24 protein-coding genes are annotated in these 26,632 nt (G+C 54.7%); 1 reads left to right on the forward strand and 23 read right to left on the reverse strand.

Translation table 11 applies throughout. The annotated features are described in order from the left end of the window. Positions 1 to 28 precede the first annotated feature (28 nt). The 20 genes from PM3016_RS31095 to PM3016_RS31190 form a co-directional block, all read right to left on the reverse strand. Positions 29 to 1,249 (reverse strand): hypothetical protein, encoded by a 1,221-nt coding sequence (locus PM3016_RS31095; protein WP_013920398.1) that lies wholly within the window; start codon positions 1,247 to 1,249, stop codon positions 29 to 31. 26 nt (positions 1,250 to 1,275) lie between these two features. Beyond that, on the reverse strand, positions 1,276 to 2,412 hold the full coding sequence (locus PM3016_RS31100) for a glycosyltransferase family 4 protein (protein WP_014372141.1): 1,137 nt from the start codon (positions 2,410 to 2,412) through the stop codon (positions 1,276 to 1,278). Beyond that, positions 2,409 to 3,542, reverse strand: coding sequence for a glycosyltransferase family 4 protein (locus PM3016_RS31105; protein WP_014372142.1), 1,134 nt, complete (start codon positions 3,540 to 3,542; stop codon positions 2,409 to 2,411). Before PM3016_RS31105 ends, PM3016_RS31100 begins: the two co-directional genes overlap by 4 nt. Further along, positions 3,539 to 5,095, reverse strand: coding sequence for a lipopolysaccharide biosynthesis protein (locus PM3016_RS31110; RefSeq protein WP_014372143.1), 1,557 nt, complete (start codon positions 5,093 to 5,095; stop codon positions 3,539 to 3,541). The genes PM3016_RS31105 and PM3016_RS31110 overlap by 4 nt, the downstream gene beginning before the upstream one ends. Before the next feature lie 15 nt (positions 5,096 to 5,110). Further along, positions 5,111 to 6,103: a GDP-mannose 4,6-dehydratase gene (gene gmd, locus PM3016_RS31115; protein WP_013920402.1), complete on the reverse strand. Its 993-nt coding sequence runs from the start codon at positions 6,101 to 6,103 to the stop codon at positions 5,111 to 5,113. Positions 6,104 to 6,116: 13 nt separating this feature from the next. Continuing rightward, on the reverse strand, positions 6,117 to 7,070 hold the full coding sequence (fcl, locus tag PM3016_RS31120) for a GDP-L-fucose synthase (RefSeq protein ID WP_013920403.1): 954 nt from the start codon (positions 7,068 to 7,070) through the stop codon (positions 6,117 to 6,119). Between the two features lie 79 nt (positions 7,071 to 7,149). Continuing rightward, positions 7,150 to 8,040, reverse strand: a complete 891-nt coding sequence (gene galU / locus PM3016_RS31125) for a UTP--glucose-1-phosphate uridylyltransferase GalU (protein WP_013920404.1) — start codon at positions 8,038 to 8,040, stop codon at positions 7,150 to 7,152. Positions 8,041 to 8,324: 284 nt separating this feature from the next. Beyond that, a complete protein-coding gene (locus PM3016_RS31130) occupies positions 8,325 to 9,002 on the reverse strand; it encodes a CpsD/CapB family tyrosine-protein kinase (RefSeq protein WP_013920405.1) in 678 nt (225 codons plus the stop codon). Next, on the reverse strand, positions 8,983 to 9,720 hold the full coding sequence (locus tag PM3016_RS31135; protein WP_014372144.1) for a YveK family protein: 738 nt from the start codon (positions 9,718 to 9,720) through the stop codon (positions 8,983 to 8,985). Before PM3016_RS31135 ends, PM3016_RS31130 begins: the two co-directional genes overlap by 20 nt. Before the next feature lie 43 nt (positions 9,721 to 9,763). Next, entirely contained in the window at positions 9,764 to 10,525 is a 762-nt protein-coding gene (locus PM3016_RS31140) for a tyrosine-protein phosphatase (RefSeq protein WP_013920407.1), read from the reverse strand. 31 nt (positions 10,526 to 10,556) lie between these two features. Then, positions 10,557 to 10,997: a hypothetical protein gene (locus PM3016_RS31145; RefSeq protein WP_013920408.1), complete on the reverse strand. Its 441-nt coding sequence runs from the start codon at positions 10,995 to 10,997 to the stop codon at positions 10,557 to 10,559. A gap of 340 nt (positions 10,998 to 11,337) precedes the next feature. Then, complete coding sequence (locus tag PM3016_RS31150) at positions 11,338 to 11,532, reverse strand: helix-turn-helix domain-containing protein (RefSeq protein WP_013920409.1); 195 nt, start codon at positions 11,530 to 11,532, stop codon at positions 11,338 to 11,340. Between the two features lie 440 nt (positions 11,533 to 11,972). Then, positions 11,973 to 13,397, reverse strand: coding sequence for a type I glutamate--ammonia ligase (glnA, locus tag PM3016_RS31155; RefSeq protein WP_013920410.1), 1,425 nt, complete (start codon positions 13,395 to 13,397; stop codon positions 11,973 to 11,975). A gap of 249 nt (positions 13,398 to 13,646) precedes the next feature. After that, positions 13,647 to 14,693 (reverse strand): 3-deoxy-7-phosphoheptulonate synthase, encoded by a 1,047-nt coding sequence (gene aroF, locus PM3016_RS31160; RefSeq protein ID WP_013920412.1) that lies wholly within the window; start codon positions 14,691 to 14,693, stop codon positions 13,647 to 13,649. 215 nt (positions 14,694 to 14,908) lie between these two features. Continuing rightward, positions 14,909 to 15,436 carry a DUF2062 domain-containing protein gene (locus PM3016_RS31165; RefSeq protein WP_013920413.1) on the reverse strand — a complete coding sequence of 176 codons (528 nt, stop codon included), beginning with the start codon at positions 15,434 to 15,436 and terminating at the stop codon, positions 14,909 to 14,911. 33 nt (positions 15,437 to 15,469) lie between these two features. After that, positions 15,470 to 16,423 carry a 4-hydroxy-3-methylbut-2-enyl diphosphate reductase gene (locus tag PM3016_RS31170; RefSeq protein WP_013920414.1) on the reverse strand — a complete coding sequence of 318 codons (954 nt, stop codon included), beginning with the start codon at positions 16,421 to 16,423 and terminating at the stop codon, positions 15,470 to 15,472. 38 nt (positions 16,424 to 16,461) lie between these two features. Next, entirely contained in the window at positions 16,462 to 17,979 is a 1,518-nt protein-coding gene (locus tag PM3016_RS31175) for a sensor histidine kinase (RefSeq protein ID WP_013920415.1), read from the reverse strand. A gap of 2 nt (positions 17,980 to 17,981) precedes the next feature. After that, positions 17,982 to 18,674: a response regulator transcription factor gene (locus PM3016_RS31180; protein WP_013920416.1), complete on the reverse strand. Its 693-nt coding sequence runs from the start codon at positions 18,672 to 18,674 to the stop codon at positions 17,982 to 17,984. 131 nt (positions 18,675 to 18,805) lie between these two features. After that, positions 18,806 to 20,374, reverse strand: coding sequence for a S1C family serine protease (locus PM3016_RS31185; protein ID WP_014372145.1), 1,569 nt, complete (start codon positions 20,372 to 20,374; stop codon positions 18,806 to 18,808). A 219-nt stretch (positions 20,375 to 20,593) separates the two neighbouring features. Then, positions 20,594 to 21,019, reverse strand: coding sequence for a YugN-like family protein (locus PM3016_RS31190; RefSeq protein WP_013920418.1), 426 nt, complete (start codon positions 21,017 to 21,019; stop codon positions 20,594 to 20,596). A 249-nt stretch (positions 21,020 to 21,268) separates the two neighbouring features. Here PM3016_RS31190 and PM3016_RS31195 point away from each other — a divergent pair, with 249 nt between their 5' ends. After that, a complete protein-coding gene (locus PM3016_RS31195; RefSeq protein WP_013920419.1) occupies positions 21,269 to 22,558 on the forward strand; it encodes an ammonium transporter in 1,290 nt (429 codons plus the stop codon). 146 nt (positions 22,559 to 22,704) lie between these two features. Here PM3016_RS31195 and PM3016_RS31200 read toward each other — a convergent pair whose 3' ends face one another. The 3 genes from PM3016_RS31200 to thrS all read right to left on the reverse strand — a co-directional run bounded on the left by PM3016_RS31200 (position 22,705) and on the right by thrS (position 26,388). Further along, a complete protein-coding gene (locus PM3016_RS31200) occupies positions 22,705 to 23,046 on the reverse strand; it encodes a hypothetical protein (RefSeq protein ID WP_013920420.1) in 342 nt (113 codons plus the stop codon). Between the two features lie 406 nt (positions 23,047 to 23,452). Then, complete coding sequence (locus PM3016_RS31205; protein ID WP_014372147.1) at positions 23,453 to 24,115, reverse strand: 3D domain-containing protein; 663 nt, start codon at positions 24,113 to 24,115, stop codon at positions 23,453 to 23,455. A 332-nt stretch (positions 24,116 to 24,447) separates the two neighbouring features. Then, positions 24,448 to 26,388, reverse strand: coding sequence for a threonine--tRNA ligase (gene thrS, locus PM3016_RS31210; protein ID WP_013920423.1), 1,941 nt, complete (start codon positions 26,386 to 26,388; stop codon positions 24,448 to 24,450). Between the last annotated feature and the right edge of the window lie 244 nt (positions 26,389 to 26,632).

Genomic DNA, 26,632 nt, shown 5'->3' on the forward strand with positions numbered 1-26,632 from the left:
CCTTCCCGGGTAAACGTATGACTTGCTTCTATGGCCCGGCCACCGGAGTCCGCGGCTCCTGCCACACGATTCTTTGCTCCAATGGCAGTTCACCCGGCTTCGGCTTCTTCTTGTAAGCGGCCATCAGCATGATATAGAACAGCGGAGCGTCAAGAACAGGCTGTGAAATCAGCAGGGTCAGGAACAGCGGCGTGACGGCCACGAGGTACTGCGCTTTGTCCTCTACCCAGAAGACCGTCGCAAAGTACACGGTCAGTACCAGCAGAACCCCGACGATCCCGATCATATAACTCGATGACAGAAGATTGATGCCGAGCTGGTCCGCGTTGTTGTACCCCATATTGTACATCCCCACCCCGAACGGGTTCTCCAAGAAGAGCTGGATCCCTTCCCAAGTGGCATCCGAACGGTCCGTAACCGAAGCGCCGAGTTTCTCGGACTTGTCGTTCAACCCGATGAACGGAGCGAAGAAGGCTGCATAGAACATAAACAAAAATATGACTGTGCCTTTGACGATTCTGCGGTCGAAAAAATACCGCATGGCCAGCGCAACGAAATAAATGGCAAGTCCGCTGGTGGATAAAGTCCCGGCCACGCCAAAAAACAGCACGGTTTGAATCCACTTGCGGTTCAAATTGTAGGACTCCAAAGAGAAGATCGCCCAGATCAGGAAGGCCTGGAAGATCCCCGCCTCACGGAACAGGCCAAGCAGCCTCGGCAGATTCAGCCCAGGCATCTCTATGAAGCTGTATAGGATCGTGAAAGGAAAATACGTGTTGCCCGTCGAGTCATAGGTTTCTACATTGATCTTGAACAGATAGAGAGATTCCCAAGGCACGAAGGCAGTCAGCAGCACGCTGATATAGTAAGAAATGACAAAGCCCATCATGATAAAGATAAAACCGCGGAAATACTTCTGGTTGGCTCTCTCATCGCTCAGTACAAGCGCAAAGGAGAACAGGATGACAATGTGCGCGACGGCCGCCTTGATGACGAATTCGAAGTTCATGCCGCCCTGCACCCCTGCGTGGGCGAAGAAATACACCCACATGATGATACTGACGACGAGAACGAACTGAATGTGCCGGGTGAACCGGACATTTTTGATGATGGATTGCTCTACCATGTGGAAGTAGACCGCCCCCAAGCTCAGCACCATGGCCAAGCTTGACAGGTTCTGTCCGAAAGCGGTCGGCCGCATCATGAAAGTAGCGATAAGAAGCAGCAAGACCTTAACTCGCAGCAGCATGGTCTACTCCTTTCATGTAGTTAAACTTATGTCCCAAGTGTTTTTCCATACTTATCCATGAAAAATTGCGGTTGGATTAATTGGCGGTAATGGTTCTGGTTGGCATTGATTTTCTCTGCCAGCTCCGCCCGGTGGCGCAGAGCGTATGTGATCTGTCCGGCCAGATCGTCCACATCTTCCGAACGGAAGACGAGACCGAGCTGATAATGCTCGATCGTGAATCCGACTTCGCCGTGATCCGGACCGATCACCAGCTTATTGCGGACCACCGCTTCCGTCAGCGGGCCGCTCTGGCCCGTAAACATCCGCCGGTAGGGAAGAACGATCAAATCCGAGGAATCGAAGTAGGAAGACACCGCCTCGTCGGCTATGTATCCAAGCTCCGTTACGACATGGCAGTGCGATGGAAGGCGCTCCTTCCAGGCCTCGATGTCCTTGCGGGTAAAATGCTCTTCTTTGCCTGCAATCACCAATGTGCAGGGCTCTTCCACCTTGGCGAAGGCCTGCAGCAGCAGATCCAGCCCCTTGTCGTACCGCGTGCCGCCGAAGGCCAGCAGATACGGTCCCGGACCGGCTGCGCCCCAGCGAAGCTTCATCTCCGCATCCTGTTCAGGGTTGGCATGCTGCGGATGCAGCTGAGGGTAGAGAATGCTCTCCACGGCTCCCTTGCCGGACGAACGGACACGTTCGACGGTATAACGCTTGGTATACTCCCCGTGAACAATGAGCTGACGAATCACGCCAAGTCCCAGAAAAAAAGAAAGGGCCCGCTGTTTGCTCGGACGCGTCGGATACCAATGCATGGTGGCTGTGCAGTGCAGACCGAGAAGCAGCGGCCATACCAGCAGCAGCGGTATCAGAAGACAATCGAGATACAGCAGGTGAAGCTTGCGGTACCCGTGCTTCCGGCAGTACCGGATGAGACGGTAGAGCATCACGGTCCGCCCCAGCACGGCCGGGAGCCTGGGCGGTTCGGGATCCATCAGCATCATGGAGATCCCCGCCTCCGCCAAGCTCTTGGCCTGTTCCGGTTCCATGGATGTGGTCGCATAGCAGCACACCGCATCGGGCTCTTTCTCACGCACGCCTTGAATGGCCGTCCAGTTGTAGTAAAAATGATGTCCGTCGTTGGACGTATCGAAAAACATGAATTTTGTACTCATATAGCCTCACTTTTGTGCCTGCCGAGAAACCGTTCCAAGGCTTTGAGATGGGCGTCCACCATATGGTCCATCGAATACCGGGCGGCAATCTCCAAGCTTCGTTCCCCGAACCGTGCTCTGCGTTCCGGCGACTCCAGAATGCCGCGCAGCGCGGAAGTAAGCCGCTGCTGGTCATCCACCGGAATCATGTATCCGTTCCGGCCCTCTTCGATCAGATCATGTGAAGCGCCGGCCATCATGGTGGAGATCAGCGGCAGGCCGAACATGATCGCTTCATTGAGCACCAGGGCCCATACATCATAGCGTGTAGGAAGCACGAAAGCGTCGGATACCTTGTAGTACTCGATGAGCTCCTCCTTCTGGAGGAAAGGCAGAATGACGACGTTCTCTACCTGATTCTCCTTCAGGTAAGCCCTGTACTCCTCTTCCTGCGGCCCGCCGCCAATAAGCAGAAGGCTCGCATCTGGAGCGTTCAGCTCCCGGAAGGAACGGAGCAGCAGGTCCAGCCCCTTGCGCTCGATGAACTGACCTACCGAAAGAAAGACGGTCTCCTTCAGGTTATGCCTGCGCTTCAATTCGGCATGCCGCTCCGGACTCAAGGGCCGGAGCTGCTCGGGAGTATAGTGCACCGAGCTCAGCGGATATTCATGGATCTGATCCGCTTTGGCTCCGTAGTAGGTCAAATACTCAGTGCAGTTCTTCCCGGACGACAGCCAGAAGGAAGCGCTGGAGATCAGTCCTTTCTTCAGATTGCGTTTGAACCGCGACTCTTCCGGCGCCGGAAATCCGCCATCGGAGTTCAGGATGTACGGGATCCGCCTCATGCGCAGCCATTGAATGGCCATCATCTCCGTAGGTGAGCTGTAGCACCCCATGATATGTACGTCGAAGCGACTGCGCTGCAGCTCTTTCCACACGGAAAAGTTCAAGTGTTTGTCGAGACCGAACGTCCGGCCGGGAAGGAATTTGTACTGGAAGTGGCGGCCGATTCCATCCACCTTCCACTCCCGGTTCGCTTCGTTCTTCGCCTGGAACCACACGGTCAAGTCGCAATGCTTGCCGAGTTCATTGAAGAAATCCACCCGGTAAGGACTTGGTATGTTGGTCATGAACATCACTTTTGGTTTCACACAGCCTCTTCCCTTTCCCTTTTACGCAGTCTCCCGATCCGAAGAGACAAGATCTTCACGCCGAACAAAAGCACACCCATCAGAATCAGCACGACCGTTCCCGCCGCCGCCAGCTGGAGCAGCAGGGAGATCAGCGATCCTGCGGAAGGCCCGCCTGACCAGTAAACCCACATTCCGCTCAGCAAAAATAAACAAACCGGAGGAATCAGCGTGCCAAGCAGCAGCTTCATCTTCAGGCCCATCAGACGGAACTCGATAAACACCCTGGCACCGATCCCGATCGGAAATCCGAGCATACGGGAGAAAGCGGCGCCCGGAATGCCGAGCAGCGGAATCAGGATCAGGCTGCCGAGCAGCGTGGCCGCACTCGTTCCGAAATTGATTCCTGTGTTTAATTTCACATATTCGGTACCGTTCAAATAATAGAATGCCACAATCGCCACTGTACCTGAAGCCACACCGACAATAAGCAGACGAAGAAGCGTTGAAGCTTCGGCCGCAAATTCCGGCGAGATCCACACGGTTAAAATACTCTCAGCATACAGAAGCATCGGTACGCTGAGAGAGGTGACCGCCAAAATGACAATTTTGTTGGCAAAGATATATACCTTCTTGAGCTCTTCCACATTGCCGCTCTCCCGAAGGGAACTGAACTTGGGGAACAGGAAGGCGCCGGCCGCCGCCGGAATTTCATGCAGCTTAGCGGCAAGCTGCATGCACACGGAGTACATGCCAAGCGCCGCGGGCCCCAGAAAGGAGCTGATGATGACCCGGTCCATCTGCGTGTAGATGACGCTGCTGATCACCTGCAGCCAGGAGTACATGCCGTACCCCAGCACCGTCCTGGAAGCCTCCCGGTCCCAACGCGGCGTATAGTTGAGCTCGGGGCTCAGCCTGCGGCCGATCATATATTGAAAGCCCGCTGCACCTATCGACATCAGTAGCATCAAAACGACAAGACCGAGCAGTTTGAAGCCGAAGTAGACCAGCACCACACTCATCAGGTTCGTGACCACATTGACGAGCATGTTCGTTTTATTCAGTACGTCGTACCGATGATGTGCCATACATACGGCAGCAAATACGCTGCTGATGATCTTGACTCCGACGACGGCACCGAGCACCCGTGTGGCCGCTACGATCTGTTCCCCGGTCTCCCCTGCTGCGTTCTGGAAGAGAACCAGGAGACTAGGACCAAGCAGGTACAGAAGAACGGTGGTACCTGCCCCGATCAACAGACACAGCGCCATCGTAAAGCGCAGCACACGGTTGAACGAAACATAATCATGGGTCTCGAGATAGGCTGAACCGAATTTGACTACCGAGCTGCTCACTCCGAGATTCGTGACACTGAGGATCGCTATGATGGATCCCATAAGAATCCAGCTTCCATAGAATTCGGCACCCAGCATCTTCAAAAGCAGCGGAGTGATCAATATCGTAATGAGGGGGTTGACGATGAACTCCATCGAACTGTAAGTCAGGTTCTTAAAGTCCCGCGTCTTGCCCATTTGCTTGGCCTTGCCGAAGAGGGTTTTGAGTGCGCTGCGCATCTCGTTGAACCAGGATTAGCTCAATGCCATTGCATTGGCGTAGCGTGCCTCTGCCTGAACGCGCTTGATGTCTTCGTCAACCATCATGTGCACGAGCTGCGTGAAGTTCACTTCCTGCTTCCAGCCAAGCTTCTCCTTCGCCTTCGTGCAGTCGCCGATCAGAAGATCCACTTCGGCCGGACGGACGAACTTCGGATCAAGAACTACATAATCTTCATAGTTCAGACCAACATAAGAGAATGCAACTTCAAGGAATTCGCGTACGGAATGTGTTTCTTCCGTGGAGATGACGAAATCTTCCGGTGTGTCCTGCTGCAGCATCAGCCACATCGCTTTGATATAGTCGCCTGCAAAGCCCCAGTCGCGGAGTGCATCCAGGTTGCCGAGACGAAGCTCGTTCTGAAGACCCAGTTTGATGCGAGCCACACCATCGGTAATTTTGCGCGTTACGAACTCCAGGCCGCGGCGCGGGGATTCGTGGTTGAACAGAATGCCGGAGCAGGCGAACATATCGAAGCTCTCACGATAGTTGACCGTAATCCAGTGTCCATATACTTTCGCAACGCCGTAAGGGCTGCGCGGGTAGAACGGTGTCGTTTCCTTCTGCGGAACTTCCAGCACTTTACCGAACATCTCACTGCTCGAAGCCTGATAGAAGCGAGCTGTCGGCTTCACGATCCTTACGGCTTCCAGCATGTTCGTCACGCTGAGTGCCGTGATGTTGCCTGTCAGGATCGGCTGGGGCCACGATGCCGCCACGTAGGATTGGGCAGCCAGGTTGTATACCTCATCCGGATCAGCGATGCGAACGGCTTCGATCAGGGAAGGAAGATCCGTCAGGTCGCCGGAGATCCATTCGATCTGATCTTTAATTGCCTGCACGTTTTCATAGTTCGGTGTGCTTGTTCTGCGGCGCAGGCCGTATACCTTATAGCCTTTCTCGAGCAAAAACTCCGCCAGATATGATCCGTCTTGACCGGTAACCCCAGTAATAAGTGCTGATTTCATGTGTATATTCCTCCTATATGTTCGTGAGTGTTCTTAGGTGCTTCTGTGTCTGCAGGAACCATTCGTATGTCGATGCAAGGCCTTCGTCCAGCGAGATGTTCGCCTTCCAGCCCAAGCCGTTAAGCTTCGTTACGTCAACCAGTTTTCTCGGCGTACCGTCCGGCTTGCTTGAGTCGTATACGACATCGCCTGTGTACCCAACAATCTGTTGAATCTTCTCCGCCAGCTCGCGGATGGAGATGTCTTCTCCCACACCGATATTCACAATATCGCTTTCATTGTACGTATTCATGAGATAGACACATGCATCGGCGAGATCGTCCGCATGCAGGAACTCCCTGCGCGGGGTGCCTGTGCCCCACAGCTCGACAACCGGTTTCCCTTCCGTCTTCGCCTCATGAAACTTTCGGATCATGGCAGGAAGAACGTGGGAATTCTTCAGGTCAAAGTTATCGTTCGGACCGTACAGGTTCGTCGGCATGACGGAAATGTAGCTCGTGCCGTACTGCCGGTTGTAGCTTTGGCACATCTTGATACCGGCGATCTTTGCGATGGCATAAGGCTCGTTCGTCGGTTCCAGAATGCCCGTCAGCAGATCATCTTCCTTCATAGGCTGCGGAGCGAATTTCGGATAGATGCAGGTGCTTCCGAGGAACATCAGCTTCTTCACGCCGTACTGATAGGCCGAATCGATGACGTTCGTCTGGATCATCAGGTTATCGCGGATAAAGGTGGCCGGGTATTCGTTGTTGGCCACGATACCGCCCACTTTCGCCGCGGCCAGGAATACGTAGTCGATTCCTTCCGATGCGAAGAAAGCATTCACCGCACCCGGATCGCGGAGATCAAGCTCCTGCGATGTGCGGAATACTAGGTTGTCGTAGCCTTCGGCCTGCAGCCTTCTCACGATGGCGGAGCCGACAAGCCCGCGATGACCGGCAACATATATTCTAGAGCTCTTATTCATTGCGCTCACCTCAATTGGAGTATCGTAGGGCCCGGAGCTGCTCTTTCCTGCTGCCGGGCCCTGCGGGATAATGGACCGATTAGCCAATCACATCAATCAGCTTGTGGTTGGCCAAGGTTTCCTTGATCGCGTTCAAGACCGGCTGGCGAAGCTCCTTCGACTTCATCGCGAATTGCAGCGTCGTCAGGATAAAGCCCAGCTTCTCGCCCACATCATGGCGTGTGCCTTCGAAATTGTAGGCGTACACCCGCTGCAGCTCGTTGAGCTTCTGGATAGCATCGGTCAGCTGAATCTCTCCACCGGCACCCAGCTCCTGCAGGGACAGAATGTCGAAAATTTCCGGCGTCAGGATGTAGCGGCCCATGATCGCGAGGTTGGAAGGCGCTGTGCCCAGAGCCGGCTTTTCCACGAATTTACGCACTTCGTAGAGACGATCCTGGTTCTGACCCGGATCGATGATGCCGTAACGGTTGGTCTCCTCATCGGATACTTTCTGTACACCGATCACCGAGGAGCCGGTTTGCTCATATTGTTCGATCAGCTGTCTCAGGCAAGGCTTCTCGGCCGAGACGATATCGTCTCCGAGAAGTACGGCGAACGGCTCGTTCCCGATGAACTTGCGTGCGGTCCATACGGCATGTCCAAGACCCTTCGGTTCTTTCTGACGGATGAAGTGCAGCTCCACCTTCGAAGAACGGCGTACTTCCTCGAGAAGCTCCAGCTTGCCTTTTTCGTTCAGATTATGCTCAAGCTCGTGAACATGGTCGAAATGATCCTCAATGGCCCGTTTGCCTTTGCCTGTCACGATAATGATATCTTCAATTCCGGACTCTACGGCTTCTTCCACAATATACTGGATGGTAGGCTTGTCTATGATGGGAAGCATCTCTTTGGGCATCGCCTTCGTAGCGGGCAAAAACCTTGTTCCAAGTCCTGCTGCGGGAATAATTGCTTTTCTTACTTTTTTCATTTGGTTTCCCTCCTACTCTTTTTCTTTCTCTAAGACAAACCTACAATGCAATGTATGTTGAGATAAAAAAGCTAGCTATATTGTCTTACTCTGCCAAGACAATATAACTAGAATTTTTATTGGTTCGGAGAGAGGGCATTCAACCCAACCTCACATCACACCACCGACGATAGACGTCTAAGGCTCACCGAGCCCACAGCATGATCGAGTGCCTACAGTGATAAAGGTGCAGTAGACATTACCTGAAGCTGGGAATTCCTCTCCATTGCGGCACCAGCTGCAGCTTAGTACTGGTAGGCGTAAGTGCCGGCTTCCTTCTTGTTCATATTGTTGAGCACTACACCGAGAATGCGGCCCTTGGCGTGCTCGAGGTTGCTTTTCATCTTCTTCACGGCTTCGCGTTTCACTTTGCCGACATCGATGACGATGACCACACCACAGCTGTGTCCGGCTACCAATTGAGCATCCGGGAGGCTGAGCGCCGGCGGCGTATCAATGATGACTACGTCATATTTGTTCTTGGCGAATTCAATGAATTGGACCCATCTTTCGGATGAGAGCAGTTCGGAAGGATTGTGGGGAATAACGCCCGCGGAAAGCATTTCTAAATGAGGAATGTGGGTTTCGGTTACCAGCTCCTGGACCGTATACTGGCCGGCCAGCAGGTTCGAGAGACCTACCCGGTTCGGACGCCGGAACATGTTGTGCACATTGGGTCTTCTCATGTCTGCATCGACGATCAGCACTTTCTTCTCGGTTTGGGCATACGCCACAGCCATATTCACTGCTGTTGTCGTCTTGCCTTCCGCCTGCTGGGTGGAGGTCACCATGATCACTTTGTTGTCATTGTCCACCAGGGAGAAGTCGATGTTGGTTCTTAACGTACGATAGGATTCGCTAATCGGAGACTGGGGATTGGCTTCCGTAATGATAACGTTGTTCTTACTGCTTCGCTGTGGCATAAGGGATCTCTCCTACCTTTCGACCGCTTGGGGATAATTGCAGGGCGATATCTTTTGATTTGACAGTGGGGATGGCGGCCAGTACCGACAGCCCCAGCAGCTCTTCCACATCTTTCTCGTTCTTGACGGTGTCCTGAAGCATGTGGTGAAGAAAAGCATAACCGACGCCGAGCAGGAGTGTGACAAGGACACTGACTAGAACATTAAGCTGCGTATTGGGGAGAATCGGCCGGGCGGGCTTCTCGGGATTCGCCACTCCCAAGGTTGTGATGTTGCTGACTTTCATGACATTCTCTATTTCTTTCTGGAACGTGTATGATATGGCATTCACCGTTTCAGCAGCTCTTCTGTAATCCGTATCCCGGATCACCAGTGTCATGACCTGGGAGTCCGAGGATTGCTTGACCTCGAGCATCTCGGCCATCTGCTCAGGTGTGAGCATAAACTCCGGATATGCCGCCGCCACCTTCTCCAGGACAGCCGACGTCCGCAGGATTTCCGAATAGGTCTTGATCAGCTTCAGGTTGGTGTTGATCGAACTGATGTCGACCCCATTGCCCTTGCCTTCGCTGTTGATCAGCAGCTTCACTGAAGCCTGGTAGACCCGCGGTAAATACTGAACGCTCACCAGCGCCGTACACAAACTGGTGATCAACGTAACTCCCAGTATCAACCATATGTATCTCCGAAGTATTTGCAAGTAGTGTTTGACTTCCATGGTTTTTCCCCCTGGGAATTTTCAGAAAATTTTCATGTTGTTTTCAAAAAATGCCAAACCATTTTCTCGCCGGTCGAATGGGTTCAACCGTCTCTATATTCAGGTTTTGCACGACAAGAGATGCTCTGCTGATAAATCCTTCTACGTAGTCCGCCCCGAGGTGCTCGCCTATATATTCGTAAGCCGTAGGCAAATTAAGGCATCGTCCCGTTTCATGATGAGCATCGGAAGCAATAAAGTGGGCACAATGTTTGCGACACAAATCCATAGTGAACTTCTGAATCTTCTTTCCGAATAAACCGGTAATCGAGTGAGAAGTAACCTGGGACAACGCCCCTTCTCGAATCAAATCGTACAGCAGTGAAGGTTGTTGGAAGATGGCCCGATTGCGCTCCGGGTGAGCAATTATAGGAATATAATTCGCAGCCAAAAGCGAAGATATGGTCTGCCTTGCGGCAGCGGGTACGTACGAAGAGGGAAACTCAAGCAACAGATATCGGGAATCGGCGAGCGTCACCAGCTTGCCGTTCTCCAGATCCTTCATTAATCTGCCGAACCAGCGTACTTCCTGACCCGGCAGCACCTTGACCGTCATTCCACGTTCTTGCAGCTGCCGATTGACTTCGTCTACTGTGCGCCGGATTACGGCCGATTCATTGATGAAGGTTCCGTTGGCATGATGAGGAGTAGCTATGAGGGTTGTGACCCCCTGGAGCTCAGCCTGCTTAATCATCCGCAGTGTCTGCCCCATATCCCGCGCCCCATCGTCCAGAGCGGGGAGTATATGACTATGAATATCGATCATTCCTGTTTCCACCTTAGGTATTAACGAATCCTTATACCATGTGATCAAACAAACAACGGGGCTGCTCTATGTCCATAATCGTGTAGGCGTGTTTGGCTTCTTCATAGAACCGTTCGAACGAATCGATCCGATTCCGGATGGCGGTCGTCAGCTGTTCTCTCTTCCAGGCACTGAGCTGCGGCTTGGCCGTGTATTGAAAAGTTGTCCCAGACCTGCTACTCTGTACGAGTACGGCTTCAAGTTCGACCTTCTGCTCCTGTAGCGGGAGTTCGAAGGAACAAATGATTTGGGCGGATACCGGAAAATTCAACGGCGACTGAAATTCAATCCGGTCCGGTCCGACCGAAACTAACGTGACGAGAGCCTTAGAGCTGCTTACCTTCATGGAGTTGATTTGCGAAATATACATTTCCGAAGCCATGTTCATCTTCAAGACAACCGGAGAGGATAGTTTTTCTTTTGTCTCAATCATGGGGATTACCTTCCTTCTCTTGCAGCGATGACTATACTTTGCGCTCCCGATAAAAAATATGTCGCTTAAAGTTACATTATGTATCGTTCGCCATACTCTAAATTTATGATACAAAGTGTATCTTGTCAAGGACTATTTTTCACATTGTCGAGACCTGGTAGAAAAGTGAGTTTTACCACAGAAAAAAGGCATTCCTCATGAATAAAACGACAAAATGAAACAAAAGCAGACAACCACTATCCCCGAAAATATATGATAGCCCCTATGAAAATCGGAGCTGACCGTATCCTTCTAATTCTAGAAATAAATCAAGAAAAAAAACTGCTCCGGACTGTTTCAACTATTCCCTCATGAGGTAATCTAATGATACGTCGAAGAAATCGGCAATATTCTTTAAAGTTTCATAATCCGGATGCCTTCTGTTATTCTCGTAATGTGAAAGCGCTGACCTGGAAATTCCGATGCAAACGGCCAGCTCTTCTTGGGTCAGTTGTCTCTCTTCACGCAGCAAGCTGATTTTGTTACCATACTTCACGATCCTTGTCCTCCTTGATCATAATATTGTCCTCATTCGCCGCCCACACTACATATTATAGCGAATTTTGCCGGAAGATACAATTCGTATCGCTCCTTTTACATATTAATGGCATATTTTTTTTATACGTCGGCGCATTTGACACTTTGGCAGCAGCCTGTTTGATTCCGCACCGCCTTACCGTACGCCGCAGCAGCCCAGACGCTCCAGAATCCCTCCTAAGCCGCCGGAAGCGGAATCAAGCCTCAACACACATACCAACGGTTATTAAACAGCCCTACTCCTCCCTATGCATCGCCTGCAGTCTGTAACTGACTCAACCGCCGAAAAATCGCTTCTATAATATACTGCTTTTTTCACTTTCTGTTCTCCGGTAGTCCAAAAACGAAAAAAGCCCCCTTGCAAACAAGGGAGCTTCGAATATAGGTAATCTGTAGATCTTACAGATCGAAGTACAGGGAGTACTCGTGCGGATGAATGCGGATGGATACCGCTTTGGCTTCGCCGCGCTTCAGACCGACATAGTTGTCGATGAAGTCCTTCGTGAAGACGCCGCCTTCTGTCAGGAACTCATAGTCAGCCTCAAGTGCGTCAAGCGCCTCATCCAGCGTGCCCGGTACGCTGCGGATCTCGCTCTTCTCAGCGTCGGACAGGTCGTAGATGTTCTTGTCCAGCGGACCGTAGCCCAGTGCACGAGGATCGATCTTCTTCTTGATGCCGTCCAGACCTGCAAGCAGCATAGCTGCGAATGCCAGGTATGGGTTAGCCGTGGAGTCCGGTGTGCGGAACTCGATACGGCAGCCTTTTGGCGTAACGGCAGCAACCGGAATACGTACTGCAGCGGAACGGTTACCTTTGGAGAATACCAGGTTTACCGGAGCTTCATAGCCAGGAACCAGACGCTTGAAGGAGTTCGTGCTCGGGTTCGTCAGAGCGATCAGAGCCGGTGCGTGGTACAGGATACCGCCGATGTAGTGCAGCGCCATTTCGCTCAGGTTTGCATAGCCGCCTTTTTCATAGAAGAGAGGCGTGTCCCCGTTGAAGATGGACTGGTGAACGTGCATACCGCTTCCGTTGTCGCCGAAGAGCGGCTTAGGCATGAATGTAGCCACTTTGCCGTACTGTCTAGCCGTGTTCTGCACGATGTATTTGTATTTCATCAGGTTATCGGCAGTCTTGGTCAGGGTGTCAAAGCGGAAGTTGATTTCGCCTTGGCCTGCCGTTGCCACTTCGTGGTGGTGACGCTCGATGCGAAGGCCGGATTCCATCAGAAGACGGCACATTTCGCTGCGGATGTCCTGCTGTGTATCCGTAGGACCTACAGGCACATAACCGCCCTTGTGGCCTACTTTAAAGCCCAGGTTGCCGCCCTCTTCTTTGCGGTTGGAGTTCCAGTGAGCTTCTTCGGAATCCACGAAGTAAGAGGATTTGTTCTGGCCGCTTTCGAAACGAACTTCATCGAAGATGAAGAATTCGGATTCAGGAGCGAAGAATGCGGATGTACCTACGCCGGATTGCTGCAGATATTCTTCAGCCTTCTGTGCGATGCTGCGCGGATCGCGCTCATAGCGTTCGCCGTCAGGCGTATAGATGTTACACATAACTACGAGGGTTGGATGAGCCGTGAACGGATCGATGAATGTGGATTCCGTATCCGGCATCATGACCATGTCGGACTCTTCGATGCCTTTGAATCCAGGGATCGAGGAACCATCAAATGCTACGCCGTTCTCAAAAGTTGCTTCTTCAACTTCAGAAGCCGGCAAAGAAATGTGGTGTGCTCTACCGCTAAGATCTACAAAACGGAAATCTACCCACTCGATGCCTTTTTCCTGGATGGTGTTTAACACGTTTTGAACTGACATGGACTACCTTACCTCCTAATTTCCGAACATTAACGGCTGTTCGGTCTCACATTGTTCAAGTTTTTGTTAATCATGTTGCTATTATAAGACTTTTCGGGAAAGTTCGTCAATACTTATGTAAGGTATTTTTTATCGAGGTGTAAGATATGCTCACACTGTCCCTTGATTTTCATCATTTCGACAAAAAGCAGGCTTGACTCCCTCCAAAAAAGGGTTCTCAAGCCTGCTTTTCGTTCTTTATTCCGAAAGTTATCCTGCAAACACCGCTTCTTTACGGGTATCAAATCGCTTGCCGCACAAGGGGGCAAGTTTCTCCAGATCTACCATCAACCGGGCGAACTGGTCCGGGAACAAGGATTGTACGCCGTCACCGGTCATGGAGTTATCCGGATCCGTATGCATCTCCACGATCAGGCCGTTGGCTCCGGCAGCGACGGAAGCCTTGCACATCGGCTCTACCAGCTCCCGGCGCCCTGTGCCGTGGCTCGGGTCCGAAATGACCGGCAGGTGACTCAGAGTCTGCAGGGCGGGAATAGCCGCCAGATCCAGCGTATTGCGCGTGTAGGATTCGAAGGTGCGGATGCCCCGCTCGCAGAGCATAACGTTCGGATTTCCGCCTGCGAGAATATATTCCGCCGCATTCAAAAACTCATCATATGTAGCGCTGAAGCCGCGTTTGAGAAGAACCGGCGTCTGGATCGATCCCAGCTTGCGCAGGAGATCAAAATTCTGCATGTTGCGCGTGCCTACCTGGAGAATATCCGCGTACTCCGCACAGATGTCCACATACTCCGGGGTCATGACTTCCGTAATCGTGAGCAGCCCGTGCTTTTTGCCCGCTTCGGCCATCATTACGAGCCCTTCCACGCCTGTTCCCTGGAAGCTGTACGGACCCGTTCTCGGCTTGAACGCTCCGCCGCGCAGCACCTGCGCTCCCGACGCCTTGACCAGACGCGCAATCTCATCGATCTGCTCCGGGGATTCGACGGCGCACGGCCCTCCCATCACGACCAGCTGATCGCCGCCAATGGCAACATCCCCGATACGGATGACGGAATCGTCCGGATGGAAATCACGGCTCGCCAGCTTATACGATTTGGAGATTTTGACAACCTGTTCCACTCCCGAGAGCTGTCTAAGCTGCTCGGCCAGCACGGGGCTTGCCTTGCCGATGATCCCGATAATCGTACGGTCGACCCCTTTGGACACATGCGCGGTTACCTCATGCTTCTCAATGTGGTGCACCACTTCTGCAATTCGCTCTTCGCTTACCGTTCCGGACATAATCACGATCATATGAGAACACTCCCTTGGGGACAAGTTTTCTGTTATACGTAAACGCTTCGACGCTTATACGCTTTTAAGCGCTAAAGTAATTTTACAACGACTTGCCGCTCCCGTCAATACATTCTTCCTGGTTTTACCCAAAAGAAAAAAGCTTCGTTCCCGAAGCTTTCATGGACCTGTCCTACGCGCATCCTGCGGCAGTTCAAGGCGGATCTGCCCAGCGCCTACCCGTTGGTGCCTGCGGCAAGGAAGCGCTGTTCTTTTCTTTTTTGACGTTTTTCCCGGCGCTTCCCGTCAAACCAGACCAGCAGCCACTTGATGGGAAAGAACAGAAGAAGTCCGAGAATCACCCCGTCGACCACACCGCCGACGAAGAGCTTGAGATTAAACTTGATGAACGTATCGAGCCAATCCGGCAGCCGCTGGAGAAGCGCTCCCTTGATGCCGTGCGGAAGCAGCATCTCCCCTACTCTCCGGTGAACGAAGGAAAGCGGGATATAGATGATCTTGCCGAACATGAATCCCAGCAGCGCCGCGGCCATACTGGCCCTCATCAGATACACCAGAGGAAAGATCAGGAAAAAGGCGAGTCCGGCCGTGGGAAGGGTAAACATCTCCACGGCAAGACCGATCGAGAAGCCGAGGGCCACCATCGCCGGCCCTCCTTTGGCCCTGGTCAGCAGCAAATATTTGAGCCGGAACCAGCGCCCGATGTTTTGAAGCCGAAATGTTTGTTTCGCCGATGTTTTCATCCGCTGCCGCCCCCCTCTTTCCCGTCCATTGTCCTATTCCGCCCGCGTTTTGGCTTTCGGCGCCGGAATCAGGCGGTCCAGGTTAACCGTCCGGCGGATCTCCCAGGTCTGCGGGTCGTCGTTATTGTACTGCTCCAGGTACGTAATGACTTCCTTCGTGATCGGAGTCGGAGTCGAAGCGCCCGACGTCACCGCCACTCGGCGCACAGGCACCAGCCACTCCCTGCGCAGCTCCGTAATGTCGGCGATCCGGTAAGCCTTGACCCCGGCGATCTCCTCGGAAACCTGGGCAAGCCGGTTGGAGTTGTTGCTCCGCGGGTCGCCGACCACGAGGACCAGGTCCGCCTCCTTGGCCTGCTCGGCCACAGCCTCCTGCCGCACCTGTGTCGCCAGACAAATCTCGTTATGAATCTCCGCACCCGGATACCGATCCAGCAGGCGCTTCATAATATGCTTAATGTCCCATTGGCTCATCGTGGTCTGGTTCGTAATCAGGATCCGGGAGGATTCCACCTGAAGCGAATCGATCTCCTGGGTCCCCTCGATCAGATGCACACGGTCCGGTGCCACGCCGATCGCGCCTTCCGGCTCCGGGTGGCCCTTCTTACCGATATAGATGACATGATACCCTTCGGCCGTCTTCTCCCGGATAAGATCATGCGTCTTCGTTACGTCCGGGCACGTCGCATCCACTACGGTGAGCCCCTTCTCGCGGGTACGCCGGCGCACTTCCGGTGACACGCCGTGCGCCGTGAAGATCACGGTCCCTTTGTCCACGCTCTCCAGAATATCCAGCCGGTTCGGCCCGTCCAGTGTGATGACGCCTTCCTTCTTGAAGAAGTCGGTCACATGCGCGTTGTGTACAATCATGCCCAGGATATATATAGGTCTTGGCAGATCCAAGTTCTTCACAGTCTGCATGGCCAGCGCCATGGCGTCCACAACCCCGTAGCAATAGCCCCGGGGAGAAATCTTAATTACGTCCATCCTGCACCTGCCTGTCGAAATTTAGTCGCTCCTGTCTATTATACCTGATTCCCCTCCGGTAGGGAATGCCCCTGCGTTCCCCCGGAAGCAGCCACATCCTTGCACGGGAGCACAGGAAGCCAGATCGTAAAGGCCGTCCCTTCATTCTTGCGGGTACGCACTTCCACCGAGCCTCCATGCTCATCGATAATCCACTTGGCGATGGACAGCCCGAGGCCGGTTCCCGCCTTCTTGCCCCGCGACGGATCGGCGCGGTAGAAGCGCTCGAAGATATGGGGAACCTCTTCCTTGTCCATTCCGATCCCCGAATCCTCGATCCGGATCCCCACCTGATCCCCATCGAGCGACGCATCCAGAAGCGCAAAGCCTCCATCCGTGTATTTGAACGCATTCTCGATAAAGATAAAGAGGAGCTGCCGGATGTAATCCGCATTGCCTTGAATGCACGCTTCCCCGATCCCCTCAAAAGGACCGGTGCGGAATTCCACCGTGCGGGGCAGCAGCTGCGCTTTGCGCGCGACCTCCTCCAGCAGAGGCAGAAGCTGAATCTCCGTCTTCGCCATCTGGAAGCCCGCATCCGCCCGGGCCAGCGAGAGCAGATCGTTCACCAGGCGGGACATCCGCTCCGCCTCGCCCGAGATGTCGTGCATGGCCTCCAGTGTCATCTCCAGCTGCACCTCCCCGGGAGCCAGCGCCCCCTGCTGCACGTTCTTCCACATCTTCTCGAGCAGATCCACATTGCCCCGGATGGTCGTCAGCGGAGTCCGAAGCTCATGCGATGCGTCCGACACGAAGCGCCGCTGGGCGCCGTAGGCCTCCTCCATCTCCGAGTAAGCCGTCTGCAGGCGCTCCAGCATCCCGTTGATCGTCTGCGTCAGCTCACCGATCTCGTCGCTCGGCCCGAAGTATTCGATCCGCTTGTCGAGATCCACGCCTCTCTCGATCCGGTTGGCGGCCATGATGACCTGTTCGATCGGACGCAGCGCCTTGCGAGCCAGGAACCAGCCGACCGAAGCGGCCAGCAGAATGGAGAGCAGGCCCGTCACCGTCAGAATGAGCCGGAGCATGGCCAGCAGGCGTTCGATATCGTCGATCTCGTAGATCGCCTGCATGATACCGATGACGGGCTCCCCGGGAAGCGCGAGGCCGCTGACGGTCACCGGCGTCGAGTACATCAGAAAATGAACATTGTTCATCTGGATCTTGTCGAACCGGCATTCGTTATTGACGATGCACCTGATCTTCGTCACCTTAAGATCCGGCAGCTCCAGCCCGGTCTCCGCCAGACTCGGCGAGAGCGTCTTGCCTCCGTCCTCGAGACTGACCACCTGAAAGTACAGATTATTATAACGGAGCTGGTCGCGGACATTTAATTGAAAGGAGTATCCGTCATACTGGATCCGGGTGCGCAGCACATCCGCTGTCCGCTGCAGATCCGGCTTCAGGGAATTGAAGTAATAATAGTAGAGAAAAAAATAAAGCCCAACCCCGAGCAGGAGAAGTGTAGCCGACAAAATGGCCGTGTACCACAGGGTGAGCCGAAGACGGATCGACATCTTTAGGCTTCACCTCTCAGCACATAACCGGCCCCCCGGACCGTCATAATGATCCGCTTGTGCCCGTGCTCCTCCGTCTTCTGGCGCAGCAGCGCAATATAGACCTCAAGCACATTGGATTCCCCGCTGTAATCGTAGCCCCAGATCTTCTCCATGATGACATCCCGGGACAGCACGCGCCGCGGATTCTGCAGGAACAGGTGCAGCAGGTCGAACTCCTTGGTCGTCAGCTCAATCAGCTTGTCACCGCGGTAGACTTCCCGGGTGTCGAGATCCATGAAGACGTCGAGATACTGCAGCTTGTTCGCCGCAAGCTCCTCCCTCTCCGACGCTTTGCGGCGCAGCAGCACGCGGATGCGGGCAAGCAGCTCCTCCAGCGCGAACGGCTTCACGAGATAATCGTCCGCCCCGAGATCCAGCCCCCGTACCCGGTCCGAGATCTCGTCCTTGGCCGTCAGCATCAGCACGGGCACCTTCGAGCCGCCCTCGCGGATGCGCCGGACCACCTCCCAGCCGTCGAGCTGGGGCATCATCACATCGAGCACGACCGCATCCGGGTCGTTCTCCAGAATCTGCTTCAATCCGTCCATGCCGTGATTCGCCGTGAATACCGTGTACCCCTCGAAGGCGAGTGAACGGCGCAGCATGGAGGTAATTTTCTCATCATCGTCAATGACCAATATTTTCTCTCTCATCCGTTATATGCACACCTGCCTCTTCCTCTTCCATTTATTGTACCAACAAACCGCGCAGCAATACAAAAAAAGAAGCAGAGCTCCGCGTTCCTCCGCTCTGCTTCCTCTTCTATTCAGCCCTTTTCGGGGACTTACTGCTGTTGCTGCTGCTGAAGCAGAACATTGCGGTCGCCGATCGTTACGCTGACCGGCACCTTCTTGCCTTCGCGCATGATGCCGATCGTCACTTTATCGCCGGCTTTCAGCTTTTTGATCGCTTCCTGCGTTTCCTTGGTGTTCTTGACCTTCGTCCCGTTAACTTCAACGATCACGTCGTACGGACGGATGCCGGCCTGGAAGGCTGGGCTCTTGCGCTCCACCTGGGTAACAATGGAGCCTTCGGTATTCTCAAGCTGGAGCTCCGCCACCCAATCCTTGTCGATCTCATCGAGCGCTACGCCGATGTAAGGAACCGGCTCCTTCGGAATCGCCACATTGTTCTTCAGGTTGTCGAGAACCGAAGAAATCGTGCTCGTCGGAATGGCGAATCCGATACCCTGTGCCTGGGCGCTGACGGCCGTATTGATCCCGATAACCTCACCGTTGAGGTTCAGGAGCGGACCGCCGGAGTTGCCCGGGTTGATGGAAGCGTCCGTCTGGAGCAGATGCTTGTAATGACGCGTGCCGTTGCTGTCCGGAATGTCGATCGGACGTTCCTTCGCACTCAGTACCCCCACCGTAACCGTGTGGTCGAAGCCGTAAGGGTTACCGATCGCCACCACCCAGTCGCCTTCATTCACGGAATCCGTGCTGCCGATCGGCAGGGTCGGGAAGTCCGTGTCCCCCTCGATCTTGAGGGCCGCCAGGTCGAGATCATAGCTGTTGCCGAGCAGCTTGGCCTTATACGGCTCCTCTCTGCCCTTCACGTACACATTGATCTCATCCGCACCTTCGATCACATGCTCGTTGGTCAGAATGTACCCGGACTTCTCGAAAATAAAGCCGGTTCCCATGCCTCCCGGCTGCAGCTGGCCGGAGCTGCCGCTGTCCGGCTGCTGAGGCACGGCGTCTTCCCCGAAGAACTGGCGGAAGAACGGATCGTTGAAGAGCGAGTTGCTGCGCTGCGTCGCCTTCGGCTTGACCAGCGTCTCGATCTTGACCACGGCAGGCCCCGCCTGCTGGACGATCGAAGAGATATTGTCCGGGCGCACCACGCCGCCGAGCGCCGTAGGAACCACACCGCCGTTGCCCGCCGCCGGAGCCGCCAGCTGCGAGCTGCCGGTACCGCTGCCGGTCATGACTCCCTGCGGTCCCGTGAACAGGTTCATCCGGTCGGAGGCCACCATCAGCGAGCCGACAACCAGGACACCCGCCATGAATGCGGCGAAGATGCTGCGGAAGCCGGCGCCTTTCTTCTGCGGCTGGCCCACCTGCCAGCTGCCCATCGGCCGGTCGGCCCCTTCCTCCTGAGGAGAAAACGCATACGAGCGGAGCGGCTTCGGAGGCGTCACCTCTACCGGCGTATGGCCTGTACCGTCGCTCGACATGGTGCTGCCGATATTCGATTTATAAGGGCCGTAAGAGAAATAATGGGATGCCCGGTCTTCTCTGCCGGCTGCTTCTTCGCCGTTGCCTGCCCCGGCCGATTCACGAGCGGATGCCGACTCTTCGTTCTCCGGACGCGGCCGGCTATCAAAAGGATTGCGTTCGTTGTTGTCCATTGTGCAAAAGCCTCCATTCGATGAGTTTCAATGCAGTTTCGATGCGGTTGTATGAGTGCACTCATTAGCGTTCCTGTTATGTTCTTATATTGCACCCTTAACCTTAAGGAAACCTTAAAGTAACCTAAAATGGAGGTAAAATAGCAGGCCGCCCCGCATAGACAAGACATCCCCCATACGGCCTCCCGGAGGGAACGCAGGGGGATGCGGAAAGAGACGTTATCGGGCGGGGGACGAAGGGAACGAGGCTTCCACCTTGCGAAGCAGCTCCTCGGCCTGCGCCGCCCATTTGGGCTCCACTGGGGCATCCTTGTCCACGGGCTCCTGGAACTGGTCGATCAGGGCCCCGAACGTCATCCCCTTTGCCTCGGGATCCAAGCCTTCATTATATAGATGCTTCAGCACGAACGGCTGGCCGATCTGAATGACGGCATCCGTCGCATCCGTGTCTCCGTCCAAGGCGCCGTGGGTTACCTGGAACGGGATGCGGAGCCATACCTTCTGCACCTCGTCGAGGGAGCGGTCAAAGCTTCCGTGCTCATAGTCCCAGTTGCCTCCGAGCGAAAACCCATGCTGCTGCAGATAGCTGCGTACTTGCCCATAGGCCTCCTCCCGGCTGGTCAGCGAGGAATTCAGCGGGATCATATCGGTTCATCTCCTCCATAGCGGATAGTCGGCATGCGATGTAGATATTCTATAGAATGATCGCACCGCTTGAAAATTATCCCCAAACTTTCCAATGCCGTCGAAACCTCCCATCCATTTTGAAATTCCGAAAAATACAGGGTTTCATGTGATAATATCTTACGTATTTCGTTGACATATTTTCCATCAAAACCGTATAATTAAGAGCGTAAAATCTATATATTGTACGGATCAAGGGGGATTGGCTTCATGGATTTGGCTACCTTGGCCAGCGGACTCGATACGGTTTGGGTCGTGCTGACCGCCGCCATGATTTTGCTTATGGAAGGCGGCTTCGCCCTGCTCGAAGCAGGCTTTGTCCGACAGAAGAACGCCGTGAGCATCATCATGAAAGTATTCGTCGACATTACCTTTGGCGCACTGATCTTCTACTTCTTCGGATTTGCCATCATGTACGGCAAAGACCTCTCGGGTCTCATCGGCACCAGCGGGTTCTTCCTCGGCGGAGACCTCTCGCACATCGATCTGACGATCTCGCACGAGACGTACTGGCTGTTCCAATGCGCATTTGTCATCGCCGTCATCTCGATCGTATCCGGAGCGGTAGCCGAGCGGATTAACTTTCACGCTTACATTCTGTTCACCATCGCCATGACAGGCTTGATCTATCCTATCGCAGGACACTGGGTATGGAGCATCGGAGGCTGGCTGGGCGGCCTCGGCATGATCGATTTTGCGGGCTCCGCGGTCATTCACGCCCTGGGAGGCTTCGCGGCTCTTGCCGCCGCGGTCATCATCGGCCCCCGCATCGGGAAGTTCACTGAAGACGGCACGGCGAATATCGTCCCTCCGTCGAACCTCCCCCTTGCGTCGGTCGGCGCCTTTATCCTGTGGTTCGGCTGGTTCGGCTTCAACTCCGGAAGTACGCTCAGCGCGACCAACGGCTCGATCGGCCACATCGCCCTCACCACCATGCTGGCAGCTTCCGCCGGCGGCGCCACCTGCATTCTCTTCACGATGCTGCGGTACCGCAAATCCGATCCGCCGATGGTTATCAACGGTTCCCTTGCCGGGCTTGTCGGCATCACGGCCGGCTGCGCATTCGTGAGCAGCGGCGCGGCGATCCTGATCGGAGCCGTATGCGGCATCGCCATGGTCTTCGCTACGGAATACCTGGAGTCGAAGAAGATCGACGATCCGGTCGGCGCCTTCGCGGTCCACGGCGTCAGCGGCAGCATCGGCACCCTGGCGGTAGGCCTGTTCGCCAAGCCCGAGCTTATCGAAGGTCTCGGACAAGGATACACCGGGCTGTTCTACGGCGGCGGCTTCCAGCTCCTTGGCGTTCAGGCGCTCGGACTGGCGATCATCATCGTATGGGGCTTCGCCACGACCTGGGTCGTCTTCAAGCTCATCCGGCTCGTCGTGCCGGTCCGGGTATCCCGTGATGAAGAGCTCGTGGGTCTGGATGTGGGCATCCACGGGGTTCCGGCGTACAGCCAGGACACCGATTTCATCGAGCTCGATCAATTGAAGAGATAATCGGAGACGAAGCACACCGCTTTTTCTGCAGTATGCAGAACAGAGCGGTGTGTTTTTACTTTGATCCGGAACCCCCGACAGAAAAACAGCTTCCGCGCCTTGGGCCAGGCACAGAAGCTGGAACGTAAACCAGGACAGGCGTCCCGTTATGAGTTCAATTCTCTCTCGAGATCCCCGGTGACGGTAATCGTATCCGCCGGGTCCCCGTTCAGAATGCTGCGCGCATTCTCGATCTCTAACCGCAGAGCCCGGATCTGTTCCATCGGTCTCTTGACGTAATGGATGTACTCCACGGCAAGGTGATGGTCCGGTTTTTTGCCGGCAAACATCCGGCGCAAAGCTGACATGGACTGATAGCTTCGTTCTTCCATCATCCGTTTTTTCTCGTACCGTTCGATCACTTGCTCGATTTCTGAGATCTGTTCTTCTTTCCGGGCAATGTAAGCCTCCAGAAATGGATAAATTTCGGCTGCTTTCCGCTCTTTCACACGTATCGAGCTCCCTGCTAACAAAGCATTTAGCATGAAATATCACCTATCCCATAATGTTAACAATAATCACTGTAATCTTATTTTACACCAAAACAATAACTTTGGAAACCAACAATTTTGTTCGGATTTTCTTCCTTCATTCTGCAAGCCAGCCCTCTTTCATCCCGGATCTTCTTCTCATTTGCTTCATTCCTCTATATAAAGAAGCCTTATTCCTCTATCAATGTCCGGATTTAGCTCAAAACGGCCGGCAAAAACCCCGGAGAAGCTTGTCCCCGGGGTTCTGTGCTGCCGGGCGGAACAGGCGGTTCTCCCGCCCTTCTCCGCTGCGTTTTCTTCCCTGGCCGCCGCTGATGGCAGCAGGCAGGCACTCCGTATCTGGTTATGCTTTTACTTTGCCATGTTAGAACAGCAGCTCCGTCTTCAAGGTATTCCACAGCACCTCGTTGAGCTTCCCGGAGCCTTCCTTGACCACGAACACATTCAGCGTCTTTTTGCCCCACTCCCGGTATACTTGATCCTTCGTCTCAAAGTACAAATCGATCCGTTTGCCTTTGATCGCCCCGCCGGTATCGGCTACAACGCCATAGCCGTAGCCTGGGATGTAAAGGACGGTTCCGATCGGGAATACGGACGGGTCGGCGGCAATCGTCGAGAACGATTCGACGTCCCGGGTGACCTTCAGACCGGAATAAGTTACCCCATACTCGGGATGCCCCGGCTCCTTGCCTGTGGACTCGATGCCGGCATAATAGCCGGTAGCCGTCACCTCTACCGCCTTGAACCTCTTCAGATCTTGTCCGCTGTGCGGAAACAGCTTGTAATTCGTTCGTGCCGCCTTTTTCCCTGCGGCTGCCGAACCGGATACCGGCTTGGCTTCGGGCTCCTCAGCGGCAGAGGCGCTGCCGGCAGGCGGGACAGCCCCCATGACCGCTACGGATGGCTCCTCCTTCGGACGAAGCCCGTCCGCTGCAAATGGCGGCTCTTGTTCAAACCACATCCATACGGACAGCATCAGAGTCATGCAGCAGATCCATAAGACATGGCTTGCGGTTTTCGATAACATATGTTTGTTCCAAACCTCCCCTTACTTAAGAGGCTATCCACTGGAAGCCCCTGCTATACATCCGAATATGGCAGGCTTTGACTGCCGGGCCGATTGGCCGCACGGGCCGAAGAGGCGGAACTGGGCACCGTCCACCTTACAATGGATGTCATAGTACAAGGTTTTTCATTTATATAACCTTGGGAGGTCAGGAAGAAACACCGGGGTTACCGAACAGCCGCCGGAGAGCCTATCCGGGTATAACAAAAAAAACGCCCGCCCAGCACTCCAACAGAGTGACCGGGCAGGCGTCTACCGGGTAAAGCGAATAGGATGGGGCTGGCCCCAAAGACTTACTGCACCTTCTTGCTGCGGATGTCGTCGAGAATCAATGCGGCCACTTCATCCAGGCTCTGGGCACCGAGGTCCCCCTGGCCGCGGCGGCGTACGGACGCCCCGCCGGACTGCACTTCATTCTCGCCGACCACGAGCATGTAAGGAATCTTCTCGAGCTGCGCTTCGCGGATCTTGTAGCCGAGCTTCTCGTTGCGCAGGTCGGCTTCCACACGGATGCCTGCCGCCTGCAGCTTGGATTCGACTTCCTTGGCGTACGCGTCGAAGTTCCCCGACACCGGCAGCACCTTGGCTTGTACAGGGCACAGCCAGGTCGGCAGCGCTCCAGCGAAGTTCTCGAGAAGGAAGGCGGTCATGCGCTCCATCGTCGAGATAATGCCGCGGTGGATGACTACAGGACGGTGCTTCTGGCCGTCCGCGCCCACGTACTCCAGCTGGAAGCGTTCCGGCAGCAGGAAGTCGAGCTGTGCCGTTGACAGCGTCTCTTCTTTTTTCAGGGCCGTCTTGATCTGCACGTCAAGCTTCGGACCGTAGAAGGCCGCTTCTCCCTCCGCCTCGAAGTAAGGAAGGCCGAGCTCTTCCACGACTTCCTTCAGCATGCGCTGGGACATTTCCCACATCTCGTCGTTCGGGAAGTACTTCTCCGTATCCTTCGGATCCCGGTAGGACAGACGGAACCGGTACTCGGTAATGCCGAAGTCCGCGTACACTTGACGGATCAGGTTCACGACGCGGGCGAACTCTTCCTTGATCTGGTCCGGACGGCAGAAGATGTGCGCGTCGTTAAGCGTCATGGCACGTACACGGTGCAGTCCGGTCAGGGCGCCGGACATCTCGTAGCGGTGCATCGTGCCGAGCTCGGCGATCCGAACAGGCAGGTCGCGGTAGCTGCGCATGTCGCTCTTGTACACCATCATGTGATGCGGACAGTTCATCGGACGCAGCACCAGCTCTTCGTTGTCCATAACCATCTTAGGGAACATGTCCTCGCTGTAGTGCTCCCAGTGGCCGCTCGTCTTGTAGAGCTCCACGTTCGCCAGTACCGGCGTGTACACGTGGTTGTAGCCGAGACGCTCCTCGAGATCCACGATGTAGCGCTCGAGCGTCTGACGAACCTTGGCGCCGTGCGGCAGCCAGATCGGCAGGCCTTGTCCGACCTCGTTCGAGAAGGTGAACATCTTCAGCTCGCGTCCCAGCTTGCGGTGGTCGCGTTTCTTCGCTTCTTCGAGCAGGTGCAGATGCTCTTCGAGCTCCGACTTCTTGGCGAACGCCGTGCCGTAAATGCGCTGCAGCATCTTGTTCTTGGAATCGCCGCGCCAGTAAGCCCCGGCCACGCTGAGCAGCTTGAACGCCTTGATCCGGCCCGTCGACGGAAGGTGAGGTCCGCGGCAGAGGTCGAAGAATTCGCCCTGGTCATAGATCGTCAGCACGGAATCCTCGGGCAGGTCGTTGATGAGCTCCAGCTTCAGCGGGTCACCGAGCTCCGTGAAGATCCGGATCGCTTCTTCCCGGGAGACGACTCTGCGGGAGATGGCCAGGTTCTCCCCGGCGATCCGTTCCATTTCCTTCTCGATCTTCGCGAGATCTTCCGGCGTCAGCGAAGTTTCCATATCAATATCGTAATAGAAGCCGTCTTCGATCACCGGACCGATGCCAAGCTTGACCGCCTGCTCGCCGTACAGTCTCTTGATCGCCTGAGCCATCAGGTGGGCCGTGCTGTGACGGTATACCTCAAGCCCTTCTTCGCTGTCGAGGGTAACGATCGAGACTTCGGCGTCCGCTTCCAGCTTCGTATTCAGATCGACCAGCTTGCCGTTGACTTTGCCCACGACTGCATTCTTCTTGAGTCCGGAAGAGATCGATCCGGCGATCTCTTCAACCGTAGTCCCCTCCGCATACTCTCTTACCGCCCCATCCGGGAATGTAACTTTGACTGCCATGTTCATAACCCTCCATTTTCTTCGAGAAAATACAAAAAAGCGCATCATCCCAAAAGGGACGAGGCGCTTCGGCTCGTGGTTCCACCCTAATTCGATTCACTGCCCATGCACATATGTACTTGCAGCGAATCCTCAAGACATCCTGTAACGGGAATGACCCGGTGATATATACTGGCGGAACGTTCTTGGCTCCCTGTTCCATATCACAGCTACAAAGGGGTAAAGATCTGTCGTTCACTGAAGG

Source organism: Paenibacillus mucilaginosus 3016, from assembly GCF_000250655.1.
Taxonomy (GTDB): Bacteria; Bacillota; Bacilli; order Paenibacillales; family NBRC-103111; genus Paenibacillus_G; species Paenibacillus_G mucilaginosus.